This is a genomic window from Gimesia sp. (genome assembly GCF_048262075.1).
Lineage (GTDB): Bacteria > Planctomycetota > Planctomycetia > Planctomycetales > Planctomycetaceae > Gimesia.
Map to the genome: position 1 here is coordinate 83440 of NZ_JBLXFK010000010.1, position 25982 is coordinate 109421.

Genomic DNA, 25982 nt, shown 5'->3' on the forward strand with positions numbered 1-25982 from the left:
AAAGGTTTCAGTAGTGTGAGTTTCTGATTATAGGTTTTGTGAGCACGTCGTTTCTATTGTTTTTGGTACAAATCAATTCGTTTTTGGATATCCCGGGCGGGTTCAGATCCGGCAGGCACCAATTTCAATGCGGTTTTGAGCGCGGAGAGCGCTGCGGTGGTCTGTTGCAGCTGCTGTAACGATTCTGCCAGGTTATAGTAAGCAGGGGCAAAGTCATCTGCATATTTGATTGCGGTTTCAAACCGGGTTATTGCCTGCGAGTGTTGTCCCTGTTGTTGCAGAATGGTTCCCAGCAGGTTGCAGGTCAGCGCCAGTTCCTGACGTACCTTTTGATAAAGATCAGCAGCAGCCTGTGGGTCGAGATTGTTCAGAGCCGTTTCATAATGCTGAATCGCCTGAGGCAAGTTTTGATTTTTTGCAGCGATCAGGCCCAGGTTAAATTCGCTCGCCGGATTAAATCCACCCAGTTTCCGCGCACGTTCAAACTGTTGCTGTGCTTTCTGCTCATCCCCCAGTTCCAGGTAAAGCATGCCCAGATTTTGATTCAGGGAAACGTCATCAGGTTGAAAGCGTAATGCTCTTTGATAGTACTTCAATGCGTCCTTAAAGTTTTGCTGTTTGCGCGCGAGATTTCCCAGTCCCTGCAGCGCAGCACCGTTTTGGGGATCCGCCTGCAAGGTCTGCAGATAATGATCGAAAGCGTCTTTGAGCTCACCCTGTGATTCAGAATAGACACCCAATGCCAGGTGAGCTCCCGGATGCCGTGGATCGATTTTCAGCACACTTTGGTGGTGTTTGATCGCCTCTGTTTCCTTGCCGAGTTTCATCAGCGTAGCGCCTAGATTCTGATGGGTGCCTGCATCATCGGGGATCACGGCCAGTGATTTTTCAAAGTAATGCAGGGCGGTGTCATATTTCCCTGACTGAAAGGCAAGATGCCCCAGGTTGCTCAACGCGATAAAAGCACGTGGGTTGACTGCCAGGCAATGCTGATACAGGCTTTGATTGCTGGCCCAGTTGGCTGTCTGGAAAAAACTCAAGCTGGCACAGACCATCAGAAGTACCATGACCACGATCCGCGGTGCAGGACTGGAAACGCCACGCATCAGCCAGGCTAACGCCAGCGCAGGGGCCAGCAGGGAAAGATAGACATAGCGGTCTGCGACATTGGATACAAACTGATAGGCGAAGGGAATCAGTCCCAGTACAGGCAGCAACCCGGCGATGAAGATTCCGGCGATCGTCAACCAGATCCGCCGTTGCTTGACAAAACAGGAGGTCAGTAAGAGTACGCCGGGAATGATCCAGAACCAGTAAATTGTTTCGGTCTCCAGAATCAGCCGGATACTTTTATCGTACTGCATCGCCAGTGGGTAAGGGACGACCAGTTTCCATAAATAGAAGGTCAGTGAATCACCGGCGATCAACGGGCGAGCCCACAGGGGACTTTCAAACAGCAGTTCCGCCTGTTCTCCACGATTCAGCAGAATGAAGGCGACAGCCAGAATCAGCCAGCCAGCGATCCAGGAGCGAAGCGACTTTAACTGTGCGGGGAAAAAGCCGATCACAAGAATCCCAATGATCAAAGGGGTCGTTACAGAACTGGGTTTGGCCAGCAGGGAGAGCAGAAAACAGAGGCTGGCGGCAATCAGAGGGCCACGTGAGACAAGAGCGGGCTGGGGCGGGGCGGAAGAAACGGGTTGCTCGTGAGCAGGAGTGATAGATGCGAATTTGAGCGAATAATAGATCGCGGCAATCGAAAAACAGTTACTGAGCAGTCCTCGCGTTTCGCTGATCCAGACCACTGATTCTACTTGCAGTGGATGCAGCAGAAACAACAGGCCTCCCAGGCAGGCTGCCCGTTCCTCCTTGACCAGCAGTAACAGAATCCGGTAGATCAGCAGCGAATTGATGAGGTGCAGGCACAGGCTGCCTGTGTGAAACAGGTATGGTGAGAGCGCGTCCTTATTCTGTCCCCCCAGCAGTCGGGTGATCGCCGTTTCACCCGCAAAAAAAGTGTAACTGAGGGGGATATACAGTCCTTCGTAAGGCTCGGTCCAGATGGTTCCCAGGCTGCTGAATGATACGGGATTCAGATTGGGGTTCTGCGTGAGATGCATCTCATCGTCCCAGTCCAGCAGTGGATACGCCAGGCAGCGGGAGAACACCAGGAGAAGCACAATCAGATAGAGTAACGAAACCTTAAACAATGATTGTTGGTTAACTTTTTCGTCGGATGACAGTGAGGCTTCATCTGATTCAATTGGAGCTGTGTCATTCATCGATGGTGATCTTAATATGTCAAACCTGTCCGGGGAATCTGTTATGGGAATTCCGCCGAGGATTGACTCGCTTCGGTACTGCAACCGTTGTATGATCCTATTTAACAATGTTTATTGAGGGAAAGCAAATCAATCCTGATTCGGGGTGAGAGAAGCCTGTCCCGTATTCTTCATCGTTGCTCTCGCGGAAGAATCAGATAATTCGATTGAATCTGAGTGGACGCTTACAAATAATGAACCGGCAGGCAGTCGAATTCAAATTTCTTACTGTTTCAGGGGTGAAGTGAAATTGATTCCGTTCAAGATGTATCACCGACTTCCCGTTATCCTGTTCCTGTTCTATGTTTCACTTGGCAGCGGTTGTGATCAGACTAAACCAGAACCAGAACAAACGACTGTCAGTCAGGTAGCACCCGACATCAAACTTGACAGGTCGTCTCCGAAAACTACTGCGAAGTCATCCCCGTTTCAGTTTGTGGACATCGCTCACCAGAGTGGTCTCGGATTTACCTATTATGGAAATCCCAGTCCGCAGCATTACATGGTGGAGCAGAACGGGGGTGGGGTCGCGTTATTTGATTATGATGGCGACCAGTGTCTGGACGTGTTTCTTTCCAATGGCTCCCATTTTGATCGCCCGGCTGAGGACGCAGGCGAAGTGCATCGCTTGTATCGTTCCCGGGGTTCACTTCCTCAAACATTGCTATTTGAAAACGTCGCTGCGGCAGCTGGTGTAGAACGCTCCGACTTCGGCATGGGTGTTGCCTGCGGGGATTATAACAATGACGGGTTTGTTGACCTTTATTTATGCACGTATGGCAAAAACTATTTCTGGGAAAATAACGGAGATGGCACCTTTTCCGATATCACGGAGACAACACTGACCGGAGATGAACACTGGGGCGCGAGTGCCGCCTTTGGTGATTTGGACGGGGATGGTGACCTGGATCTCTATGTGGTCAACTATGTCGAGTATTCCCGCGATGATCCACCCTGCTATACGACCATCGGCTCTCAGCGGGTGAAGATTTCCTGCGGACCAATTGGCAGAATTGCGCAGCAGGATCTGCTGTTTGAGAATCGGGGGAATGGTCAGTTTGTTGATCGCTCAGAGTCGGCAGGTATCATTCAACCCATCGGTGGTAAGGGGCTGGCAGTACAGATTGTAGATTTGAATCGGGATGGCCTGCTCGATATTTTCGTGGCGAATGACACAACGGATAATTTTCTGTTTATCAATCAGGGAAACCTGAAATTCGAGGAACAGGCACTGGTATTGGGGGTCGCGGTCGGCGATCAGGGGGAACCGCAGTCGTCCATGGGGATTGCCTGTGCCGACTTCAATCGCAACGGTCTGCTGGATCTGTTCGTCACCAATTTTGAAAATGCAGCCAACGATTTTTATGAACAGCTGGAGGTCGGCGGTTATCTGACAACCAATTCTCGTCTGGGACTGGATACGACATCACGACCCATGCTGGCATTCGGAACCATTTTTGCCGATTTCAATCTGGACCAGTGGCCAGATCTGTTCATCGCGAACGGGCATATCTGGGATTTGAGCACACTGGGAACCGAGCATGAATACGAAATGACTCAACAGCTGTTTTATAATCAGCAGGGAAAACGGTTTCAGGATGTTTCATTACAGTCGGGGCCGTATTTTCAATCCAAGTTCCTGGGGCGGGCAACTGCCGTCGGGGATATCGATAACGATGGTGATGCCGACTTGCTGGCGACGCATGAAATCAAACCGGCGGCCCTCCTGCAGAATGAGAGTTCAATGCAAGGCAAGAGTGTGCGACTACGATTCATCGGCGTGAAGGGCCCGCGGACACCTTTGGGCTGCACTCTGAAAGTCGTGACCGACGATGTGGAGCAGATTCTGGTGATCCCGGCGGGTGGCAGCTATCAGGCGTCCAGCGACCCTCGTGTAATCGTACCCACAGGCAATGCGGCTTCAATTCAAAGCCTGGTTCTCACCTGGCCTGATGGAAGTCGCGAAGAGTGGAACGATTTGCCAAACCAGGGGGAACTGACGCTGATTCAGGGGACAGGGCAGTAACCGCTCTTGCAGATCCACTTTTGTTTGTGGTACTAAGGTGTTGACGGTTCAACCCTCTTTGACTTTTCAATATTCGGACTGAGTACTGCATGACCGCGATTCTGGGGATCTCCGCATTCTATCATGATTCAGCAGCTGCCATCATTGTAGATGGTGAGATTATCGCTGCTGCCCAGGAAGAGCGGTTTACCCGAATCAAACATGACGCGGCCTTTCCGGAACAGGCAATCGCGTACTGTCTGGAAGAAGCAGGCCTGACCCCCGACCAGATCGACCTGGTGGGTTTCTATGAAAAACCATTTTTAAAATTTGAACGCCTGTTGGAAACAACACTGGCTTTCGCGCCGTGGGGGTTCAAAGCGTTTCTGAATACCATTCCCAGCTGGCTTAAAACCAAGCTGCATCTTCCCCGCGTGATCCATGATGGATTAAATCAGCAGTACAAGAAGCGGATCGTGTTCGTTGAACATCATGAGTCACACGCGGCCAGCGCCTTCTTTCCCTCTCCCTTCGAAGAGGCGGCTTTTCTGACCGTGGATGGCGTCGGAGAATGGGCGACCGCCAGTTATGGGATCGGGCGAGGAAATCAGATCGAAATTCAGAGTGAACTCTACTTTCCTCACTCAGTCGGGTTGTTGTATTCGGCTTTTACCTATTATTGCGGGTTCAAGGTGAACTCAGGCGAATATAAACTGATGGGGCTGGCTCCTTATGGGGAGCCCCGTTATGCCAATCTGATTCGCGAAAATCTGGTGGATATCAAGCCCGATGGATCAATTCGTCTCGATTTATCCTATTTCGATTATTGTCATGGTCAGACCATGACCTCGAAGAAATTTCATCAGTTGATGGGGGGCGAACCCCGCCAGCCTGAATCGCAACTTACACAGCGTGATATGGATCTGGCTGCTTCCATCCAGGTGGTGACCGAAGAGATTCTGATGAAAATGGTGCAGCACGTGCATGCACAGACCGGGCTGTCGCGGCTCTGTATGGCAGGAGGCGTTGCTTTAAACTGCGTCGCCAATGGTAAGATCCTGCGGGAAGGTCCCTTTGAAGAAATCTGGATTCAGCCCGCAGCGGGAGACGCAGGGGGCGCATTGGGTGTGGCGTTGTTTATCTGGAATCAGTTACTCAAGAAGCCCCGACCGATTCAAGCCGAAGACCAGCAGCAGGGAAGTTTTCTGGGCCCCCGTTTTTCTGAGACGCAGATTCGAGAATTTCTGGATACCAGGGGAGTCGTGTACCACTACCGCCCTGATGAAGAGGAATTGTGTAACGAGGTTGCCGGTTTTATCGCGGATGAAAAAGTGGTCGGTTGGATGCAGGGACGAATGGAATATGGGCCGCGAGCATTGGGAGGGAGAAGCATTCTCGGCGATGCGCGCAGTACAACGATGCAGTCGATCATGAATCGGAAGATCAAGTTTCGAGAATCATTTCGCCCTTTTGCTCCTTCAGTTTTACAAAGCAGGGTCGCTGACTATTTTGATTTTCCTCCCGGTATAGACAGCCCTTACATGCTGCAAGTGGCTGACGTGCAACTTCATCAACGAAATACGCTGCCCGCAGACAGCGAACAGCTCACAGGCCTGCAGCAGCTGCAGTTGATTCGTTCGAGTGTGCCGGCGATTACACACGTCGATTTTTCTTCCCGTTTGCAGACTGTCGATGCCAGTCGTCATGGACGGTATTTCAAATTGATCACCGCTTTTGAAAAGTTGACCGATTCACCGGTCATGATTAATACCAGTTTTAATGTGCGTGGCGAACCAATTGTCTGCAGTCCGGAAGACGCGTATCGGTGTTTTATGGCAACGAATATGGACGTACTTGTGCTGGAGCAGTTTGTGATTCTTAAGTCAGAACAGCCTGATGCACGCGCCTTTGAAGATGACCTGCATCTGGATCAATACGCTCTGGATTAAACGTTCGAACATGGGATAAGAAAGTAGTACCCTGAAGATGGCATTAGCAGAAATCAACTGGAAACCTTCACCACGCGAGTTGCGAATTTTCTCAGTGGCGTTGGGCTGTCTGTTGGCACTGATCGCATTTGTCAGCTTTCGCGCGTCGGCTTCGGTTCCACTGGCGGTTACGCTCTCGGCGATTGGCGCGCTGATCGTACTGGTGGGATTGATTGCACCAGCGATGATCAAGCCCCTTTATCTGGGGTGGATGATCCTGCTGTATCCCATTCGCTGGATTGTTTCCTGTCTGTTGATTGCTGTGGTATATTACCTGCTGATCACGCCGATCGGACTCATCTTACGATTGCTGGGACATGATCTGGTTGGCAGACGCTTTGATTCGCGGGCGACTTCCTACTGGAAGACAGAACGCCGCGTCAGGCAGGAGCAGGATTATTTTCGTCAGTTTTGATGTGGTTGAGATTTCAGGTTACGGAAGAATAATATCAGAGGTAAGAAAATGTCAGAACAGTCCGATTCGCAATCGAATGCATCTGAAGCACAGACGTCTGATTTCCTGTCGCAATCTGAATCGAAGGCACCCGGAATCCTGGCCGAGTTCTGGGATTTTTTGAAGCATAACAAGAAATGGTGGTTAGCGCCGATCATTATCGCGCTGCTGTTGATTGGCTTGCTGATACTCATCAGTGGTAGCGCGATCGCCCCGTTTATCTATCCGATTTAATCAGGCGTATTGCTCTGGCAGTTCGGCAATCCTGGTCATCAATGATTCTTCAACTGTGTCGTGTTTGGCTATCGCGTCTCTCAATCTAATATACTCGGGCCAAACAGCCCTGTAGACGCTACGGTAAAACTGGACACAGTCTAAAAGCTGATAAACGGACACACCTGTTTTCGAACAGCGAGTTCCTGCTTACTGTACAGGCGGAAATCGATTGTTATGAAATTTTAAAAATAACATTTTCTTTATATCTATTATAAAAAAATCTTTCCTTTATGAGTGTTTATTGGTAGCCTAAAAGAAGCACATCAAAACACAGTTAAGCTTCTCTTGTGAATAATTCATTCGAATTTACTACTTCTTAAGATTCAGGAGACACCAAGTGCGACCAGCTCTGTATTCAGTCCTGTTGTTTTCTCTTATTACTCTTTCCGCTTGTAGCAAAGACCCCACGGCAGATCTTGGAACCGCTGTTACGGTTACTGGAACCATCACCCTGGATGGCAAACCCTCTGATGGTGTGGAAGTCATCTTTAAGAGACTTGATGCGGGTGCCCCTGCAGAATTTCGGCAATATGTAGCAAACACTGATGCAGCCGGAAAGTACAGTCTCGAAAATGTCTACGCGGCGAAATACGCAGTGATGGTCAATGAGAAAAAAGATGAAAAAGCTGAAGAAGAGGGAGGGGCAGCCGCCTTTGAAACGGGCCCTTATAAAAAATATGGCGTTAACAGTGAATTAACCGCAGATGTTACGGAAGCCAATAAAACGTTTGATTTTGAGTTAACTTCGAAATAAGTAAATTCCTTTCAAAAAAGCCGGAGTGTCCCTGATTCAAAGCACGAACTCAGGGCTCTGTGCTGAATAAAAATAATAAAAAGCACAATACTGGTCTGAATCGACAGAGCAGTGATTGAGTTTAACACAGTATGTAGATGAAGGCATTTTCTCCGGCGGGGTTCTACCGCTTGAGAAGTTGATCATCAATCTTATCTCTGTTGCGAAGCGATTTTGTGTTCCAAATCGTTGCCGCTGATGATGCGTTTTTATTTATTTTGTTTTCGTAAAGGAGTTTATTCATGAAACGCAAGGCATTTACGTTAATCGAGCTTCTGGTGGTGATTGCCATCATCGCCATTCTAATTGCATTACTCTTGCCCGCGGTGCAACAGGCACGCGAAGCAGCACGTCGCAGTACATGTAAAAACAATCTGAAGCAGATTGGTCTGGCGCTGGCTAATTACATCGACACCACGATGGGAGTATTTCCCAGGGCAACCATCTCACCGAATGGACGTGGCTGTTGTTGTGGAAGCTATGGCTCGACCGCATTCAACTCAACAGGAATTCCTCACAGTTTTCACACAGTTCACACGATGTTGTTACCTTATATTGATCAGGCAAACGTTTATAACCAGATCAATATGAGCTTGCGGTATGATGATACTGTCAATGGCCCCGCAGTGAAAACGCAAATCCCTGTCTATATCTGTCCCAGTGATAATCGAACTTCTGATTCGAACGTTGTGACAAATGGGGCCGGGGATTCGATCTCAATGGCAACTCACAGTTATCCAGGGACGGGATCCAATCATCCTTACGGGCTGTGCGGTTTACACGGTACGACGGGATCCGGAACGGGGGTCTTTGCAGAACGGGCCGGGCAGTTGAACGAAGCGGGAACAGCATTGGTGCACCCGGTGATGAAGTTGCGACTGATCACAGATGGAACCTCCAATACCATCGCTTTCTCTGAGTTCGCTCAAAACAAGACCAAGATCGATTGTAATATCGGTGGAACCAGTCAGGCCAAATATGGCTGGGCACGCCCCGCTGTCGGTGGAACCTCATTTACCATTCGCGAAGTTTCAACACCGAATGGTTGTAATGGAACCAGTACAGGCGGCTCAAATATTGGGATCGCTCGCAGCTGGCATGCAGGTGGTGTGCATGTGCTGATGGTCGATGGCTCTGTCCATTTTGTCTCAGACAGTATTGATGGCTTTACCTGGAGATACCTGGGAGCAATCAGTGATAATCAGGTTGTCAGTATCAATAAATAATTTGACCTCAATAATTCTTTACTGAATGAATTGATGAGCCTGAAGATGGAAATGTTCTGTCTTCAGGTTCTTTATTAGTCTCCCTGTACTATCTCGAATCGCTTCTATTCCGTAGAAGGATTTACTCAACAACGATAGAGACCTGTTTTCTGACGACTAGACTGTGTCCCGTTTTTCTGTCGCGTCTCCAGGGGCATTGGGACCGGGTATCATAGTACGAGAGACCCTATTGTAAACTGTGAGGTGCTCTAGATATTTTCTTTAAAACTTACTAATTGAGCGGTTGAAGGAGAAATTATTTCATGAAACGCAAGGCATTTACGTTAATCGAGCTTCTGGTGGTGATTGCCATCATAGCCATTTTGATTGCATTACTTCTGCCGGCAGTTCAACAGGCGCGTGAAGCCGCCCGTCGTAGTAGTTGTAAAAATAACCTGAAGCAGATTGGCCTGGCGCTGGCAAATTATATCGATACAACGATGGGGGTATTTCCGCGTTCCGTTATATCAGCCAACGGTCGTGGATGCTGTTGCGGCAGTTATAGTGCGTCGGCTCATAACACGACGGGCATTCCGCATAGTTTTCATACAATGCATACGATGCTGCTTCCATATATCGATCAGGCGAATGTTTATAACAAAATGAATATGAGCCTGCGATATGATGACACGTCCAATGCAGAGGCTGTGAAAACTCAGATTCCTGTTTACATCTGTCCGAGTGATAATCGGACTTCTGATTCTAATGTGGTAACGAATGGGGCCGGTGATTCGATTAGCATGGCGACCCACAACTATCCGGGAGCGGGGTCGACACATCCCTATGGTTTTTGTGGCTTGCACGGCACCTCTGGAGTATTTGCTGAACGAAATGGTCAGCTGAATGAAGCGGGAACAAGGCTCACACATCCAACAATGAAGCTGCGGCTGATTACTGACGGAACCTCGAATACAATCTGCTTTTCGGAGTTTGCGCAGAACAAGACTAAGACTGCCGGCTGTGGTTTTACCAGTACAACAAGTCAGGGCAAGTATGGGTGGGCACGACCCGCGGTAGGAGGCACTGCCTATACGATTCGGTCGGGTTCGACTCCCAACGGGTGTAATGGAACGAGTACGAATGGTTCCAATTCAGGGATTGCCCGTAGCTGGCATGCAGGCGGTGTTCACGTGTTAATGGTCGATGGTTCTGTGCATTTTGTGTCAGATAGTATTGACGCCAACACCTGGTACTGGTTGAATAATTTCAGCGACAATCAGGTTGTCAGTATTAACAAATAATACGAAACCTGTCTGAAGTTATGGTGTTTATTGTTGAAGTGATCTTTTCGAAGTGAAAAATGCAGGTCAGAGATGGCAGCCACCGTCTCTGACCGTTTTTTCTGTCTCGGCTGGGGCAAGCTTGATATGCCATTTCCAGTCAGGGCAGTAACTTATTTCTGCGAATGATAAGTTTCAGGTAATCAGGTCAGTTGCTCACAGGTATTACTAATACATGTAAAATGGAGGACTGTTTCCCGCTTAGAGGTTAGACCCTTTTAGACAGATAAGCTGTATCGTTTATTTACTGTCAAACTGACTCGACCACGAAACCATTAATTTTTGCCACAACAACAGAAGAAAAAAGCCCTCCCACAGTATATCTCTATCAAGTCAGTTTCATTCGCCGCTCAATGACTTGTAAGACAGCATTTTCTGCCAAGGTGTCATAAATTGTTTCGTCATTAATTACTAATTAAAACTTATTTATTTTCAAGAAGGAGAGACCCTTTGATGAAACGCAAGGCATTTACGTTAATTGAACTGCTGGTTGTGATTGCCATCATAGCCATCTTAATTGCGCTGCTCTTACCAGCGGTGCAACAGGCCAGGGAGGCGGCCCGCCGCAGCACCTGCAAAAATAACCTGAAACAAATTGGTCTGGCGCTCGCAAATTATACCGATACGACGATGGGAGTCTTTCCCCGATCCACAATTTCACCGAACGGGAGAGGCTGTTGCTGCGGTACTTATACTTCTGCCGCACATAATACGACAGGGGTTCCCCACAGTTTTCATACGCTGCATACCATGCTGCTGCCTTATATTGATCAGGCGAATGTTTATAATCAGATCAACATGAGTTTACGTTATGATGATGCCGTTAACTTACCTGCAGGAGCCACCCAGATTCCTGTTTACATCTGTCCGAGTGACAATCGTACCAGTGACTCATCTGTCAGTAATAATGGTTTGGCGACCCACAATTATCCGGGTGCCGGCTCAACGCATCCTTCCGGATTCTGTGGTCAGCATGGAACATCAGGTGTGTTTGCGGAACGAAACGGTCTGTTAAATGAAGCGGGTACTGCACTGACCCATCCCGCGATGAAGCTGCGTTTGATCACAGATGGGACGTCCAATACGATCTCATTTTCTGAATTCGCACAGAACCGCACTAAAATAGCCGGATGTGGTTTTACGGGGGCAGGAAATCAGGCCAAGTATGGTTGGGCACAACCTGCACTTGGTGGGACTGCCTATACGATTCTTTCACTATCGACTCCCAATGGTTGTAATGGAACCAGTTCGGGTGGTTCCAATTCGGGAATTGCCCGTAGCTGGCACATCGGTGGGGTCCATGTATTGATGGTAGACGGGTCGGTGCACTTTGTTGGTGACAGCATTGATGGTCTTACCTGGCAGAACCTGCACACCTTCAGTGATGGGAATGTTGTCAGTATCAATCAGTAATTCTGAACAACCAGTGGTCTGACTTTGAAAGGCCAGTGCTGACAGATTCAGACTCAAGCGAGACCGCCCGTTTCCGTTTTTCTGACAGGGGAGCGGGCGGTCTTCATTTTTAGTTGTATCCATACACTTGGATCAGGTATCTTATCTGTTCAAGGTCCTGTATCGAAAATACTGGTTCAGGAGACAACTCAGAAGACTTCTTATCCAAACAGGCTGTTATGACTCGTAAAGCGGAAACTCTGATTTTACTTGCAGTCGTTTTATTTATCTCCGCTTTGTACGGCTCCTTTTATTCCAACTCATTTCTGTATGACGATTCCGAACAGGTACTGGCACAGCAGCCACTGGAGTCATTCGACGACCTTGTATTGATGTTCACGGAACCCAGTTTTCCAACACTGCCTTACTATCGGCCTCTAACCCGGGCATCGATCGTGTTTCAGAAAACATTGCACGGCGATGATCCCCGCTGGTTTCATCTGTTCAATGCGCTGCTGGCAGGCGTTACCGTCGGCATCGCCTGGTTGTTAATACGCTTGCCCGTGTTTAAGATTCAGCCGGTTCCTGCTCTGTTTACTGTAGCTCTGTTTGGTTTGCATCCTGCTGCTGCTTCCTGCGTCTATCCTGTCGCGTCGGGTCGTGAATCATTACTGCCTGCCACATTGATTCTGCTCTCGACCTGGTGTTTCCTGAAAGGGACGCGGAAACATTACTGGTGGGCCGTGGTGACCTGTGGTCTCGCATTGCTTGCCAAAGAGCAGGCAATTGTGCTGCCTGTGTTATTTGTGATCGCTGACCGGTTGAAGCTCACGGGCCTCCCTGATCAGAAACAGAAAGTAGACTGGCTTCGGCGTTATGCCCCCTTTCTGTTACTCATAGTGGGTTATCTGCTGTTACGCTGGTTACTCTTCAGCGGTACGGAAGTGAAACTCATGTTGGCAGAGCAGCCACTGGGACCATTTTACTCATTACTGTATTCGCTGCAGACCAGTTTTGTTCCATTTGTAGAACTGGTGTATGAGCCACCCTTTGATGTCTGGTTCGATCTACTCCGCATCATCATTGCCATTCTATTGACGGGAATGCTCGTCTATTTTGTTCGAAGAAAATCAGATGAGCTGGGGCAGACTGCCTGTTTCTGGGGCATCTGGTTTATGCTGCTGATTCTGCCGACATCCAATATTCTGGAACAGGAATGCGCTTTTTCAGAACGTTACGTATTCCTGGCGATGCTGGCGCCACTGGCTCTGTCAGCCGCAATCGTCAGCCAGTACTGGGATCATTTTCTGGTGAAGAAACTGTGTGTGATCGTTGGTCTGATGATAGGCGTGTGTCTGGCATGTATCAGTGGTATTCGCGGTATCTATTTTGAGAAGGAAGAGACCTTTTTCCGGCAGTGGGTCAATACGAATTCCAGGTCGCCGACCGCTCATGTGCACCTGGGGCTGGTATATGCCGGCCATGGACAGTTTTCGGAAGCGATCGCCTGTTACGAACGGGCCCTGGCAATTGATCCTGAATTTACGGGAGCACTGATTAACCAGGCCAATGCACTGGTGACAATGCAGCAATATGATCCGGCGATTCAACTGTATCAGCAGTCACTGGATCTGCTGGATGGAAAGTTACAGCATCTCCAGGTGGGAGTATATCATAACCTGGGAAACGCCTGGTGGGGTAAACGGGATGCAGAGCGGGCAATTCAGTCTTACGAGCGAGCGATTGAACTTTCCCGCGAGCATCTGCCTTCCTATCTTGCGCTGGCGGATATTTATCTGCAACAGAATCAACCCGCGCATGCCGCCCGTTATTTAAATGCGGCTCTCAAGCTGGATTCCACTACGAAACAGAAACGACGGGAAATTCATAACGTCATGCAGCGTTTTCAACTGGAATAATTATTTTATCTATTCAAAGTAACTCACTGACTGATTTTTACTGATCTGGATGGGGCACAATGATAACTCTGATGAATCGAAATGTGATACTCTGCTCAACATTGTTCTGTCTACTGTCTGCCTGCAGTTCAGGTGAGCCACAAGAGCAAGAGACGGAAACGCAACCGTTGACCGCGCGTGAGGCTGTGATTCAGTCATTGCCTCCGGTCGAAATTCAGCTGAAGGAAATTACCCCCGAAACCCTGCCGACAGAAATTGAGAAACATCACGGGAAAGTGGTGATTGTGGATTACTGGGCGACCTGGTGCCCGATCTGCCTGGATTCGTTTCATCACTTAAGTGAATGGCATCAGGAGTATGCTGACAAAGGTCTGGTGATTCTGGCAATCAACCTGGATGAAGATAATGAGAGTAATCGCAAGATGGTGAATGAATACCTTACCGAACAGCGTGCCCCTTTTGAGAACTATATCTGTACCACTGCGCCAGATACAAAACGTGTTGAGAAATTTGGCATCGAGGGGGGGACACTTCCCTTCTGTCAAATTTATAATCGTGAAGGAGAACTGGCTGTCACGCTGGGGAATGTCAATCCAGATCGACTCTGCGACGAACGAACGATTTCTGCCGCATTAAAAAAATTGATTCCTGAAACGGAGCCGACAGAGAACGACAGCAAATAGATGTTGTATCAGGAAGCATCCTGGAGTGCTTTCAGTTCAGGATAGCGTTCGTCGGTATCCCCCGTCTGTTCTTTTAGCTGCTTTAACTGAACTTTCAATTTACCGAGCACCTCTTTATAAGCAGGGTCTGCAAACACGTTTTTCATTTCGTGTGGGTCTTTGCGTAGGTCATAAAGTTCCCAGTGTGGTGTTGTCGGAGTTTTTAACGCACCAGGGGCATCCAGAGGCAGGCCGTAAAAGAAAATCAGCTTATAGTCTTTCGTGCGGATCCCATAATGAGCCGGGTTATCATGATGAGTCATGTGCATCCAGTAGCGATAATAGGTAGCCTCAGGCCAGTCCGCGGGAGCGTCCTCTCCCTTCAGGATGGGGAGGAATGAGCGTCCCTGCATAAATTCAGGTTTCTCAATACCTGCCATTTCCAGTAACGTCGGTGCGAAATCAACGTTGTTGATGATGTTCTCGTTTTTCGAATTCGCTTTAATCCACTTGGGATAGCGAGCGATGAACGGCATTCGTAATGATTCTTCATACATCCAGCGTTTGTCGATATAGTCGTGTTCCCCCAGCATGAAACCCTGGTCTGCGGTATAAATAATGATCGTGTTATCCAGCTCGCCGGTCTGTTTCAAATGTTCCACCAGTCGTTGAATGTTATCATCTAAGCCGCGCACACATCTGAGAAACTTCTTCAGATAACGCTGATACGCTTCCCGTGTATATTTCTCGGGGGGGAGATGCTCGTCGACAAACATATGATGCCCCATATTGCGCCGTTGATTGCGAGGTCCGACTGAGGTGCCATAAAGTGCCTGATGTAACGGGCCATGTTGACCGCGCTGCCAGAGTGAGTCTGGTTCGGGAATGACAACATCCTGGTACAGCCAGTCGTAGCGTTCCGCATTTTCAAAATTGTCATGCGGTGCTTTGAAGTGATGCATCAGGAAGAACGGTTTGTCTTTCTGTTTGCGGTTCTTCAGCCATTTCAAAGAGATGTCTGTAATCACATCGGAAGAGTGTTTCGAATCGTATCCGCCAGCGCGGAACTCATTTTTCGGCCAGGGCAGAGGGCCACGGACACGAAAGATGGGATTAAAATAACTACCCTGTCCCGGCAGTACCGTGTAGAAGTCGAACGCCGCCGGTTCTTTTTTCAGATGCCACTTGCCGATCATCGCGGTTTCATAACCGGCTGATTTGATGAGTTTCGCCAGGTGCTGCTGTTCCGGTCCAATCGCACCATTCAGTGTGGTCACGCCATTGACGTGCGAGTATTGCCCGGTCATCAGAGTGGCCCGACTGGGAGTGCAGATCGAATTCGTACAGAATACGTTTTTCAGCAGTACGCCTTCACTGGCAAGTCGATCCAGTGTCGGTGTCGGGTTGAGGACCGCCAGCCTGCTCTGATAAGCACCGATGGCATGGGCGGCATGGTCATCGGACATGATATAGAGGATATTGGGACGTCTTTCGTCAGCCAGAGCAGTAGCAGTGCTCAAGATTGTGGTCAGACACAGAATCAGGCAGCAGAAGCGCTTCGCTTGCATGGGTTCCCGTCTTTCGAAAAGAGAAAGGTAAACTACTTTTTTGAGAGGCAGCAGAGAATCTGTTTGCAGAGCCTCGATGAAATGCATAGACTTGAGATTATACCATGCTGTTTCACTGATTGAAATTCTTGGGTAAAAATCCAGGCTGATATCCAGGCTGATATCCAGGTTGATATCCAGGTTGATATCCAGGTTGATATCCAGGTTGATATCCAGGTTGATATCCAGGTTGATATTTCTGGCGGTGTGGGATTGACCGTTCCACTCCAGAAGACCTTCATACGTCCGTTCCATCCTTGCCTCCGGATCCGTTACCATGCCTTACTTGAAAAACTGTCGAATTGTCTATGCTTTGCTGATCGTACTGTCTGTCTCTCTGCTGACAACGAAAGTTCACGCGGACAAACATACCAATGTGATTCTGATCATGACCGATGACCAGGGGGGCTGGGACTATGGTTTCAAGGGTAACAAACATCTGAATACGCCAAACCTGGATGCGATGGCTGCGAGGGGGGCGCGACTCAGTCGATTTTATGTCAGTCCGGTCTGTACGCCGACCCGGGCCAACCTGATGACGGGACGTTACAACTATCGCACCCGGGCCATCGATACTTACATCGGTCGCGCCATGTTGGAACCGACTGAAGTCACCATCGCCGAAGCGCTGGCACCTGCTGGTTACCGCACGGGAATCTTTGGGAAATGGCACCTGGGAGATTCGTATCCACTCAGGCCGCAGGATCAGGGCTTTCAGGAAGTTCTCGTGCACCGGGGAGGAGGCATCGGTCAGCCCAGCGATCCGCCTGAAGGAGCAGGAAAATATACCGATCCGGTATTATTCCATAATGGTGAAAAGAAACAGATGCAGGGGTATTGCACGGATATCTATTTCGATCACGCGCTGAAATTCCTCGAGCAGAACGAATCGCAGGACAAGCCGACATTCATGTATATCGCGACCAATGCACCGCATGGTCCGTTTGATGATGTGCCGGAAGATCTCCGCAAAAAATATCAGGCGATGGATCTGACAGACGCCTACGGCTTTGATATGAACCCGAAACGCAAAAATAAAAAACAGTTTGATAAAACGTCGCGTGTCTTTTCCATGATCGAAAATATCGACCAGAATATCGGCAAGCTGTTTCAGCATCTTAAAAAGATTGACGCGTTGGATAATACACTGGTCCTGTTTCTTAACGACAATGGACCGAACGGTCCCCGTTATGTAGGCGAACATCGCGGGATGAAGGGGAGCGTTAATGAAGGGGGAATCCGTTCTGTCCTGGTAGCGCACTGGCCAGCTCAACTGAAGGCGGGCACGGTGAATCCAACGATCGCCGCCCATTACGATCTGTTTCCCACCATTCTGGCAGCAACCGGTGTTGAAAAACCAGCAGGGTTGAAACTGGACGGCGTCAATGTGTTACCCCTCCTTAAAAATAATGCCGAGCAGTGGCCCGAACGGTCTCTGTTTCTGCAGTGGCATCGGGGAGATGAACCTCAGCCCCGCACGAACGCTGCGGTGGTCACACAAGATTACAAAATGACGTTTTCCAAACCGGATGAACCGGGCAAGCTGTTTCATCTGCAGAACGATCCGGCAGAACGTCAGAATCTGGCAGGAGCAAAAACAAAACTGGCGTCAAACCTGACAGAGCAATACAACAACTGGTTTCAAGATGTAAGTTCGACACGTCCTGATAATTACGCTCCGCCTCGAATTCATATCGGGAATCCGAAAGAGGAGACGACTGTTCTTACCCGGCAGGACTGGCGTTATGCCGGTCCCAAAGGCAAGGGGTGGACCAGTGATGCACGTGGTCAGTGGCTGGTCACTATTGAACAGACAGGGTCTTATGATATCAAAGTGCTGTTTGGCAAAGAGCGGGATCAGGCCACAGCCGAAATGACGGTGCAGGTCGGGCACGATCTGTTTCATGCAGAGGTGCCAGCCGGCAAAAGCGAACATGTTTTTCAGAATGTGACCTTACACGCAGGCGAACAGACGATTGATATCAAAATAAGGGAAGGCAAAATCGAGCGCGGACCGAAAATGGTCTATATCACTCAGAAGTCATCTGCTCCTTAAACCTTGAAATGAAAGGGGTTTGAGATCAGGGATCGTATAATCTTAAACGGTTCTTTCTGAAAGAATGTGAAAAACAGGCTCAATCTGGAATGGTCACAGGCTGTGATTCAAATTACCATAAATAAGGAATATTAAATTAAGAGATGGGCTCTGTAGCCGTTTTCTGCCGGTATCACTTGAGAAACCTCCAGCAAATCCAATGCTGTTACGTAGAAAGTACACTGCAGCTGCTCACCGAACCATGATGAATTGACTATTGACAGTCAATCAATACTCGCAACTGCCAGTTAAAATCAGTTGGCTGGCCTCTTTAATGGGATTGATTAATGCAAAAGAATTCAAATTTCAGCCGTCGCGAATTTCTGAAGACCACTACTGCCGGTGCCGCTGCGATCTCCGCCGGTGTCTGGACGGGAGTTGCTCCCGCTGCTTCAAAGTCTGCCAACGGTAAGTTGAACATCGCCTGTATCGGAACCGCTAACCGGGCAGCCGCAGATGTGGATGGCGTGAAAGGCGAGAATATTGTCGCACTGGTTGACGTGGACAGTAATTATCTCGATCGTGCGTCTGCCAGTTTTCCCAATGCGCGTCTGTATGCCGACTATCGGGAGATGCTGGAAAGCGAAGAAGGAAAAATTGATGCGGTTGTGATTGGTACGACCGATCATCATCATGCTCCCGCCACGATTCGTGCCATTCGCAAAGGGCTGCACGTTTATTGTGAAAAACCTCTGACGCATACGGTTCAGGAAGCACGCATCATTGCAGAAGAAGCCAAGAAGCAGGGCGTCGCCACTCAACTGGGAACACAGATTCACGCTGGCGACAATTATCGTCGTGTTGTAGAAATCGTGAATTCCGGTGTCCTGGGAGACATCGGTGAAGTTCACGTCTGGGTTGGTAAAGGCTGGGGAGGCGGAGATCTGCCGACGGAAACTCAGGCCCCTCCCAAAAATCTGAACTGGGATCTGTGGCTGGGACCCGCGCCTGAGCGTCCTTACGCTGCAGGACGCTATCATCCCGCGCAATGGCGTCGCTGGTGGCAGTTCGGCCAGGGAACCCTGGGCGACATGGCCTGTCATTACATGGACCTGCCTTTCTGGGCATTGAAGCTGCGTCATCCCACCCATTGTGAAGCAGAAGGTCCGGAAGTTCATCCGGAAGCCTGTCCTCATGGACTGACGGTTCGCTACAAATTCCCCAAGCGGGGCGATCTGGTTCCGGTCAACCTGACCTGGTACGACGGAAACATGATTCCGAAAAAAGTCGCCGGCGAACGGGTTCCCGGCAGCGGGGTGATGTTTGTGGGATCGGAAGGCAGTATGTTTGCCAACTACGGCAGCTACAAATTATTTCCCAAGGAAAAATTTGCTGATTTCATGCCCCCCGAACAGACCATTCCGAATTCGATCGGTCATCACGCCGAATGGATCAAAGCCTGCAAAGATGGTTCACCCACGACCTGCAACTTTGACTATTCTGGCGCTCTGACCGAATCGGTTCTGCTGGGTAATGTTTCCTACCGTGCCAAGAAAGCACTGGATTGGGATGCTGCCAGCCTGAAAGCCACCAACTGCCCCGAAGCCGACCAGTACATCACGAAAGAGTACCGTGCCGGCTGGGAAGTGGTTTAATATTGAATGCCATCCAGTACTGTCCGGCTCCTCAATCGTGAGTGAGCCGGGCTACTGGCCTTCAATGTACTTCAGCTGAATTTCCGTATTCGGCAGTTTCTTTTTCAGTTCGGCAACTCCTTTTTCGGTGACCGCCGTTCTCGTCAGTTTCAGATCTTTGAGACTGTTGAGCCCTTCCAGGTCTTTCAATCCTTCATCGGAGACTGCTGTCGAGCCGAGGTGCAGGAATTCCAGTTTCTGCATATCTTTGAGGTATTTGAGACCGGAATTGGTCAGGCGGGTATTATCCAGGTTGAGCCATTCCAGGCTGGTCAGACCCTGCAGGGGTTCGACACCGGCATCCGTCAGGCCGACCCGCCAGAGATTCAGCTTTTTCAGTTCTCCCAGTCCGGACAGGTGTTTCATGCCAGCATCCGAAAGCAGGCTGTTTTCACTCAGGTCCAGCTCTTCGAGTTGTGGAATCTTTGCTAAAACCGCCAACCCATCATTCGAGATCTGATTTTGTGAGAGGCGTGTTTTCTTCAGTTTGGGGAACTGAGGGAGTGTTGCCAACCCATCATCGTCAACCAGTGTTTTAGCCAGATAGAGTTCTTCGAGCTTTTTCAGGTCTTTCATCTGGGCGAGACCATCACCGCTGACCCAGAGGAAATCAAGCATCAACGCTTTGAGGTTGGTTAACTGATTGATATCCGCCATGGCGTCATCATCAATATCAGAGTTACCGGACAAGCGTAACGCTTTGAGTTTTGAAAGCCCCGTGAGATAAGAGATGGCTTTGTTATTTAATGAGCAGTTTCGCAGATCCAGGTTTTCCAGTGTTGTGACTTTTCCCACTGGTTCCAGTGCCGCATCAGTGATAGGAGTTTCGTTTAACAGCAGGGAACGGAGATGCGAGAGACCAGCAATCTCTTTCAGGGCTGCATCATTGATTTCTGTACCACGAAAATCGACCTCAATTACATAACCGGCTTTGTCCTGTTTCAGTTTCGCTCCCAGCGCTTTCAGGGATTCCGCCAGTTTCACTTCACTTTCAGGTACCGTTGCTTTAGGGGCTTCCGTTGGTTTTTCTGTTTTTTCAGCCTGGCTGGCTGCCGGTTTGTTTGGGGCTGGCTTGTCCGCGCAACCTGAAAATATAAGTAGTGATAAAACGAAAAGGGACATGTCCCGAAACGGTTTCATAGCAGTATCCTTAATACGTAAAAGCGAAAATTCCTGTCACGTCTAAAGCATACCGATTCAGGATATTGCTCAAAACCGAATGTGGGGCTGCAATTCTGCTTTTTGCCGAATTGATACGGTTTAAGACATTATTTTCAACGGTTGAATTTCAATGCATACAGGTCAGCGTCCTGCATATCAAAGCGAAGCCGGACTGGTGTACCTGATAAGCTGGAAACATCTGAACCCTGTTTCCATTTCACGATGCGGGCGATGTGATCACCATAAATCGGCTCGCAATCTGCCAGTGAAAATCCGGGTATTGGATTTCCTGCTGAGTCTTGCAGTTCGACCAGAATCTGACCAGCAGCGCTGCTGGAATAGTTGATCTCCAACTCGTCACCAGCAAACATCAATGGTTTCGTGAGCAGTGTTCCTCCAGCGAGAGGGGTATTGACAGAAACGATTCCGTCCAGTCGGGTCACATAACGGCGACCTCCAGTGAGAAAGAAAGACATCTCAGCAGGGCCGGTCTGGTGAATGCCGATCGCGGCATAATTGGCCCGGTTAGCCCAGCCATCCTGACCGATTCCAGGACGGATATAGGACTGAGTAAATTCCCGGTCAAACTGCGCACTGCCACGGGCACTCATAAACAGAATATCGGTGGCAGCACCCCGTTTCGCCATGAAGCGGGTAGGCAGTGCAAAGTAAATATGCGGGGCGCGGAAATAGGGTTGGGTGCAGGCGGTATAAAGATGTTCGTTCGGTAAATTCGCCTGCATTTCGACAAGCGGTGTCCAGTGAATGAAGTCTTGAGAGGTCGTGCGGGCGATGCCTCGATAGCCTTTGATAAAGCGACGAAAATAACAGACGTAGGCCTGCTCGCTTTCAGACCAGAACGCATAGTTTTGAGAGTCGAAGTATTTTCCCCACTCTTCAGGAATGACTGGTTCTTGCTGGAGCGGTTTCCAGTGGATTCCATCAGGAGAGATAAAGGCTTTGAGTCCCCCCGGTCCACGGCGCTGTTTAACTTCCAGGTGTTGATTGGGCTGATAGGCCAGTCCTCCCAGCGCTTTGTATTTTTCAGAGTCAGGGACACCAGGTCGGGTATCGATAAAGGGAGTGAAATTATGATTGACCAGAAACTCATTCATCAGTACGACATTACCTGCAGGAAAAGTAGGATGATCCGGATAAATGCCGAGATGAGGCATTGTCCAGTGGATCGCATCAGGACTTTCTGCGTACAGGGTTACTTCTCCATCGTGATACTGCTCCCAGCCTTTTTTCCAGTGATTACCCGGTTTGGTATCTCCGCGGTAGTAAAACTGATATCCCCTGTCTGACTTAAGGACAGTCGCGTAATGACCGTGAGGTCGCGGCGGAGTCACAGCAGGCATGAGTTGCGGTGGATGCAACTTCAGTTCAGCATGATCAAGTTCAGCAACCAGGAAACGATCGACAAAGAGTTCACGTCGTGAACCGATATCCAGAATGGTTTCCTCTGCCAGGCATTGCATAGACAACATACAGAACAGAATCAGAACAGGCAGGATTGGTTTCATGGAATAGACCTTGCTTCTGTGGAAGTCGGTATTCTGGTTTCTGATGCCGGGCAGTTTCTGGGGAAGACCTTCCTTAGTACTCTCTCAGGGAACTGATCATTGTCAGAACCGGTTGCAGGTGTCGGGTCATCCGTTCGACTGCAAGAATGGGATCGCGGGCTTTGATGGCATCAACAATTTGCTGGTGATCTTCCACAAACAGATTGGTCGGGGGAGGGAAATGTTGAATTCCCTGTTGAAAATATTTTACCACGACCTGATGGAACTGTGAGATCAGGTTTTGATCGGCAACAGTCAGGAGGATTTCGTGAAACAGCATATCTTTCTTAGCAAATTCCTGCAGTAGAAATTCTGGATTCAGTTTCTGATCCTCCAATAGTTCTGACTGTTCAGAAACAAGTTTTTGCAGATGTTCCAGTTGATGTGGTTGAATGTTTTCCACAACCAGTGGCATCGATCCGATTTCAATCACAACGCGAAAACGGGCAATTTCCATCCAGCCTTTCTGTTGCGACACCTGGGGGATCAGAACTTTCTGCAGGATGGAACCAATATCTCCCTGGGCCACCGATATCCCTACTTTGGGGCGTCCCGTGACAATTCCCAATCCACGCAGTGTTCCGACTGCCTCCCTGATGACTGACCGTGATACACTATATTGATCTGTCAGGCTTTCGACCGTTCCCAGAAATGATCCTGGAGTAAGTTTTTCCTTCTGAATTCGATTGCAGATCTGTTCGGCGATTTTAGAACTCTGGGGAGAGGATGTCGAAACCACGGCATTTGTGGCTATGGTAGAAAGTTCTGGCATAGTTACCTGCGTTCGGTAAACGTATTGGTTAGGCTCGAGGGCTTTACTTGAGGCATTGATCAGGCTGAATTAAATGATAAACGAATATTGATGTGAAGTAAAATCATCAGATTGCCTGATCGGGAAAAATGAAGCAGTTCCCTGAGAGAGCAGGAATAGAGGTTCTTTTTTTATGTCTTTTAAAATCGAAACTCATAGGCCTGACGTTCGCCGTCGTCTCCCAGCGATTTGATCATACTGATTTCTGCCCGTTTCATAGTCAGATAATCAGTGATTCTGCTTTCTCCGAATCCCGACAGCAGCACGGGATTTTGCTCCAGTGCAGCCAGGGCAGATTCCAGATCGAGCGGGTAAGCGTTTAAACTCAGTGAATGTCGTTCTTCTGAGCTCAGAAGCGCCGGGTCGGTCAGCATGGGCTCACCGGGATCAAGGTGATTCTCGATACCATCCAGGCCTGCACAGATCAGAGCAGAAAGCGCCAGGTAAGGATTGCAGGCAGGGTCGCATGGACGGTATTCCAGATTCAAGGTAGCTGCCTCCTGCCCCTGGAATCCAGATGCAGCGCGGACAGTCGCTTCACGGTTGTCTGGGCCCCAGCATGCATAGCTTGAACTCCAGCAGCGTTCCACGAACCGCCTGTAAGAATTAGTAGTGGGCGCTGTAAACGCCATTAATGCGGGCAGGTGTTTGAGAATACCCCCCATAAATTCCCGCGCTGTTCTGGAGAGATTGAATTCTCCCGCTGGATCATAGAACAGATTCTGGTTTTCATCCCATAGACTGAAATGTATGTGACAGCCATTGCCGGCAAAGGCGGGTGAAAATTTAGGCATAAATGAGACGCGATAACCGTTCGCCTGCGCGACACCACGAACGGTCTCTTTGAAGACAACCTGCTGGTCGGCGGCCAGTAGCCCGGCTTGATGTCCTACCGGAATTTCCTGCTGGCCAGGACCCGCTTCTGGGTAGTATTTTTCCACTTTGATGCCCTGTTGTTCCAACGCAGAAATCAGAGGCAGAATAAACGGACTGGCCAGGTCCATGGCAGCAGAACTGAAACAATTCAACTGGTCGACTGGTTCCCAGCCTGCTTCTGTTTTTTCTAGCAGCGTAAATTCATTCTCAAAAGCAGCCTGAATCTGAATGCCTTGTTCCGAAAGCTTGTGGATGAATTCTTTGAGCAGGTTGCGCGGGCAGAGTTCCCAGGCGACGCCCTGCAGCGTTTCCACATCCGCCAGCATTTGAGCATGGCCGGGCAGATATGGTAGTACCTGAAAGGTTTCTACATCCGGGCGGATGCGGACTTCCCCCACTGGTTGATATTGACTTAGTGGCGAGAGATGATCGAACACGGTTACCGACATCTGGGCCTGGGTCAGACCAATCCCGCTTTCCAGGATCGCATCCAGGTCACCGGGGCGGAAGGCTTTTCCACGGGTGATCCCATCCGGGCCCACATAAATGGCACGCACCAACTCGATTTTCTGTTCGCGTAACTGCTTTTCCAGAAGTTCACGCTGCATCTTATTTTTTTTCTGACTTGAGTTTTACCAGAACCTGTTCCGGGACGAGCGCTTCATTCATGACGACGGCGGATTTTTTAATCTGTTTATGACAGGCGATGCAGGTCATGGTCAAATGCAGATAACTGAGAGATGCACCATCAAGATTTTCTTTTTTGGCATAATTTAAGACATCTTTGGCTGCATTACGAAACGCGGCACTTTGCTGGGCAAAAACCGGGCCTTCGACAAGTTGCCATTCCGTGGCATTACTCATCTCAATCATTTTCTGCGTACCTTTTTGGATCAACTCAAAGTCTTCCACAACCAGACCTTCCAGAACCTCTTTTGAACTGTCCAGCTTGGTTCGCATGAACAGCGAAATCTGTTCCTGGGTTGGATTCTTTTTAGCTGGTGGCTTTGCCGCATGCAATTCAGATACTTGAGACGACAAGAGTGGGAGCGCCCTGCTCTGGTACTCCGAACCTGTGAAAATTAGCCCTAGTATGATGATCAGTAGAATGGTTCTCATAGCGCACTCCTCGTCCAGTAACCGGGTGACAGGAATCCTGTGAAGACGATGTCTCAGACACCAGATAATCACAGGCCTCTCTCAATTTTAAAGAAACCGGCGTGTTCTGGGAAGATACGCTGGCTACTTCCGGAAAAACGCTGATGAAAACTACTGGTTGATACTGGTCTGAAATCTGTTTTCAGGAACCTTTTGCTCCGGTCCAGGCGGGAGGATCGCTTGCGGGGAACGATTCATCAGAGGCTTCGTCAACTCTATTAAGTGGCGGTTTACGCGAATGGGAAGGAATAATGGTCAACAGTAACGCTGCTGATTCGATACATTCGACAGCGTGTGTTTCTGCCTGGGGCAGATAAAGCAGCTGGCCGGCTTTCAGGTCCTGTTCTTCTCCCCTGCATTTAAAACGGACATGGCCTTCCAGGCATTGGACTGTTAATACACCTGGTGCAGAATGACTGGGCAGGGACTTCCCTGCTTTGATAATCAGGCGAATGACTTCCAGATCTTCGGTCTTGATCAAAGTCGTTGTTTTCGTCGATTCCAGAGCAGATCCGAGAGGGGCAACAGTAAGTACTTCTCCTGCTTTTGCATGCGACGGTGACATGATAAAATCCTTAAGTAAGAGTCTGGTGCGTATTCCATGGAACCTTAGCGGTTGAGGTTGGACGGCTTTTGAAAACGCGGCACTCAACCGGATTCAGGCTTATTGTCTGCTTCCATTCTAGGACTCTGGCGGGATCAATAAAAGTCCCTGTTTCT

The 25982-nt window shown here is 49.2% G+C and carries 20 protein-coding genes; 12 read left to right on the top strand and 8 right to left on the bottom strand.

Annotation, left to right across the window (positions count from 1 at the left end; all coding sequences use genetic code 11):
- Positions 1 to 53: 53 nt before the first annotated feature.
- Complete coding sequence (locus ACN0YH_RS19055; protein WP_417381173.1) at positions 54 to 2282, bottom strand: tetratricopeptide repeat protein; 2229 nt, start codon at positions 2280 to 2282, stop codon at positions 54 to 56.
- A gap of 304 nt (positions 2283 to 2586) precedes the next feature.
- Between ACN0YH_RS19055 and ACN0YH_RS19060 the strand changes: the two genes are divergently transcribed.
- The 10 genes from ACN0YH_RS19060 to ACN0YH_RS19105 all read left to right on the top strand — a co-directional run bounded on the left by ACN0YH_RS19060 (position 2587) and on the right by ACN0YH_RS19105 (position 14376).
- Positions 2587 to 4347, top strand: a complete 1761-nt coding sequence (locus tag ACN0YH_RS19060; protein ID WP_417381174.1) for a CRTAC1 family protein — start codon at positions 2587 to 2589, stop codon at positions 4345 to 4347.
- Positions 4348 to 4436: 89 nt separating this feature from the next.
- Positions 4437 to 6275: a carbamoyltransferase gene (locus tag ACN0YH_RS19065; RefSeq protein WP_417381175.1), complete on the top strand. Its 1839-nt coding sequence runs from the start codon at positions 4437 to 4439 to the stop codon at positions 6273 to 6275.
- A 37-nt stretch (positions 6276 to 6312) separates the two neighbouring features.
- Complete coding sequence (locus ACN0YH_RS19070) at positions 6313 to 6729, top strand: SxtJ family membrane protein (protein WP_417381176.1); 417 nt, start codon at positions 6313 to 6315, stop codon at positions 6727 to 6729.
- A 48-nt stretch (positions 6730 to 6777) separates the two neighbouring features.
- Positions 6778 to 7002, top strand: coding sequence for a DUF5989 family protein (locus tag ACN0YH_RS19075; protein ID WP_417381177.1), 225 nt, complete (start codon positions 6778 to 6780; stop codon positions 7000 to 7002).
- A gap of 379 nt (positions 7003 to 7381) precedes the next feature.
- The gene (locus ACN0YH_RS19080; protein ID WP_417381178.1) at positions 7382 to 7798 is read left to right on the top strand and encodes a hypothetical protein; all 417 of its coding nucleotides are present in this window, start codon (positions 7382 to 7384) and stop codon (positions 7796 to 7798) included.
- A gap of 281 nt (positions 7799 to 8079) precedes the next feature.
- The gene (locus ACN0YH_RS19085) at positions 8080 to 9063 is read left to right on the top strand and encodes a DUF1559 domain-containing protein (RefSeq protein ID WP_417381179.1); all 984 of its coding nucleotides are present in this window, start codon (positions 8080 to 8082) and stop codon (positions 9061 to 9063) included.
- A 302-nt stretch (positions 9064 to 9365) separates the two neighbouring features.
- Positions 9366 to 10343: a DUF1559 domain-containing protein gene (locus ACN0YH_RS19090; RefSeq protein WP_417381180.1), complete on the top strand. Its 978-nt coding sequence runs from the start codon at positions 9366 to 9368 to the stop codon at positions 10341 to 10343.
- A gap of 492 nt (positions 10344 to 10835) precedes the next feature.
- A complete protein-coding gene (locus tag ACN0YH_RS19095) occupies positions 10836 to 11795 on the top strand; it encodes a DUF1559 domain-containing protein (protein ID WP_417381181.1) in 960 nt (319 codons plus the stop codon).
- A 218-nt stretch (positions 11796 to 12013) separates the two neighbouring features.
- Positions 12014 to 13693 carry a tetratricopeptide repeat protein gene (locus tag ACN0YH_RS19100; RefSeq protein WP_417381182.1) on the top strand — a complete coding sequence of 560 codons (1680 nt, stop codon included), beginning with the start codon at positions 12014 to 12016 and terminating at the stop codon, positions 13691 to 13693.
- 71 nt (positions 13694 to 13764) lie between these two features.
- A complete protein-coding gene (locus ACN0YH_RS19105) occupies positions 13765 to 14376 on the top strand; it encodes a TlpA family protein disulfide reductase (protein ID WP_417381183.1) in 612 nt (203 codons plus the stop codon).
- A gap of 8 nt (positions 14377 to 14384) precedes the next feature.
- Here the strand turns inward: ACN0YH_RS19105 and ACN0YH_RS19110 are convergent, their stop codons facing one another.
- Positions 14385 to 16217, bottom strand: a complete 1833-nt coding sequence (locus ACN0YH_RS19110) for a sulfatase (protein WP_417381184.1) — start codon at positions 16215 to 16217, stop codon at positions 14385 to 14387.
- A gap of 22 nt (positions 16218 to 16239) precedes the next feature.
- Here ACN0YH_RS19110 and ACN0YH_RS19115 point away from each other — a divergent pair, with 22 nt between their 5' ends.
- Both ACN0YH_RS19115 and ACN0YH_RS19120 read left to right on the top strand, forming a co-directional pair.
- Positions 16240 to 18018: a sulfatase-like hydrolase/transferase gene (locus ACN0YH_RS19115; RefSeq protein ID WP_417381185.1), complete on the top strand. Its 1779-nt coding sequence runs from the start codon at positions 16240 to 16242 to the stop codon at positions 18016 to 18018.
- A gap of 326 nt (positions 18019 to 18344) precedes the next feature.
- Positions 18345 to 19652: a Gfo/Idh/MocA family protein gene (locus tag ACN0YH_RS19120; protein WP_417381186.1), complete on the top strand. Its 1308-nt coding sequence runs from the start codon at positions 18345 to 18347 to the stop codon at positions 19650 to 19652.
- 51 nt (positions 19653 to 19703) lie between these two features.
- Here the strand turns inward: ACN0YH_RS19120 and ACN0YH_RS19125 are convergent, their stop codons facing one another.
- The 6 genes from ACN0YH_RS19125 to ACN0YH_RS19150 all read right to left on the bottom strand — a co-directional run bounded on the left by ACN0YH_RS19125 (position 19704) and on the right by ACN0YH_RS19150 (position 25827).
- On the bottom strand, positions 19704 to 20831 hold the full coding sequence (locus tag ACN0YH_RS19125) for a leucine-rich repeat domain-containing protein (RefSeq protein ID WP_417381187.1): 1128 nt from the start codon (positions 20829 to 20831) through the stop codon (positions 19704 to 19706).
- 134 nt (positions 20832 to 20965) lie between these two features.
- Positions 20966 to 22378 (bottom strand): hypothetical protein, encoded by a 1413-nt coding sequence (locus ACN0YH_RS19130; RefSeq protein ID WP_417381188.1) that lies wholly within the window; start codon positions 22376 to 22378, stop codon positions 20966 to 20968.
- Positions 22379 to 22451: 73 nt separating this feature from the next.
- Positions 22452 to 23189, bottom strand: a complete 738-nt coding sequence (locus tag ACN0YH_RS19135; RefSeq protein ID WP_417381189.1) for a FadR/GntR family transcriptional regulator — start codon at positions 23187 to 23189, stop codon at positions 22452 to 22454.
- Positions 23190 to 23368: 179 nt separating this feature from the next.
- Positions 23369 to 24712, bottom strand: a complete 1344-nt coding sequence (locus ACN0YH_RS19140) for a glutamine synthetase family protein (protein ID WP_417381190.1) — start codon at positions 24710 to 24712, stop codon at positions 23369 to 23371.
- Position 24713: 1 nt separating this feature from the next.
- Positions 24714 to 25145, bottom strand: a complete 432-nt coding sequence (locus tag ACN0YH_RS19145; protein ID WP_417381191.1) for a hypothetical protein — start codon at positions 25143 to 25145, stop codon at positions 24714 to 24716.
- 259 nt (positions 25146 to 25404) lie between these two features.
- On the bottom strand, positions 25405 to 25827 hold the full coding sequence (locus tag ACN0YH_RS19150; RefSeq protein ID WP_417381192.1) for a cupin domain-containing protein: 423 nt from the start codon (positions 25825 to 25827) through the stop codon (positions 25405 to 25407).
- Positions 25828 to 25982: the final 155 nt, after the last annotated feature.

Coding starts and splice junctions, on each gene's coding strand:
- ACN0YH_RS19120 (WP_417381186.1), top strand. CDS start 18,345: ATGCAAAAGAATTCAAATTTCAGCCGTCGCGAATTTCTGAAGACCACT.
- ACN0YH_RS19075 (WP_417381177.1), top strand. CDS start 6,778: ATGTCAGAACAGTCCGATTCGCAATCGAATGCATCTGAAGCACAGACG.
- ACN0YH_RS19095 (WP_417381181.1), top strand. CDS start 10,836: ATGAAACGCAAGGCATTTACGTTAATTGAACTGCTGGTTGTGATTGCC.
- ACN0YH_RS19090 (WP_417381180.1), top strand. CDS start 9,366: ATGAAACGCAAGGCATTTACGTTAATCGAGCTTCTGGTGGTGATTGCC.
- ACN0YH_RS19150 (WP_417381192.1), bottom strand. CDS start 25,827: ATGTCACCGTCGCATGCAAAAGCAGGAGAAGTACTTACTGTTGCCCCT.
- ACN0YH_RS19070 (WP_417381176.1), top strand. CDS start 6,313: ATGGCATTAGCAGAAATCAACTGGAAACCTTCACCACGCGAGTTGCGA.
- ACN0YH_RS19140 (WP_417381190.1), bottom strand. CDS start 24,712: ATGCAGCGTGAACTTCTGGAAAAGCAGTTACGCGAACAGAAAATCGAG.
- ACN0YH_RS19110 (WP_417381184.1), bottom strand. CDS start 16,217: ATGGAACGGACGTATGAAGGTCTTCTGGAGTGGAACGGTCAATCCCAC.
- ACN0YH_RS19100 (WP_417381182.1), top strand. CDS start 12,014: ATGACTCGTAAAGCGGAAACTCTGATTTTACTTGCAGTCGTTTTATTT.
- ACN0YH_RS19085 (WP_417381179.1), top strand. CDS start 8,080: ATGAAACGCAAGGCATTTACGTTAATCGAGCTTCTGGTGGTGATTGCC.
- ACN0YH_RS19055 (WP_417381173.1), bottom strand. CDS start 2,282: ATGAATGACACAGCTCCAATTGAATCAGATGAAGCCTCACTGTCATCC.
- ACN0YH_RS19115 (WP_417381185.1), top strand. CDS start 16,240: ATGCCTTACTTGAAAAACTGTCGAATTGTCTATGCTTTGCTGATCGTA.
- ACN0YH_RS19135 (WP_417381189.1), bottom strand. CDS start 23,189: ATGCCAGAACTTTCTACCATAGCCACAAATGCCGTGGTTTCGACATCC.
- ACN0YH_RS19130 (WP_417381188.1), bottom strand. CDS start 22,378: ATGAAACCAATCCTGCCTGTTCTGATTCTGTTCTGTATGTTGTCTATG.
- ACN0YH_RS19060 (WP_417381174.1), top strand. CDS start 2,587: ATGTATCACCGACTTCCCGTTATCCTGTTCCTGTTCTATGTTTCACTT.
- ACN0YH_RS19105 (WP_417381183.1), top strand. CDS start 13,765: ATGAATCGAAATGTGATACTCTGCTCAACATTGTTCTGTCTACTGTCT.
- ACN0YH_RS19065 (WP_417381175.1), top strand. CDS start 4,437: ATGACCGCGATTCTGGGGATCTCCGCATTCTATCATGATTCAGCAGCT.
- ACN0YH_RS19125 (WP_417381187.1), bottom strand. CDS start 20,831: ATGAAACCGTTTCGGGACATGTCCCTTTTCGTTTTATCACTACTTATA.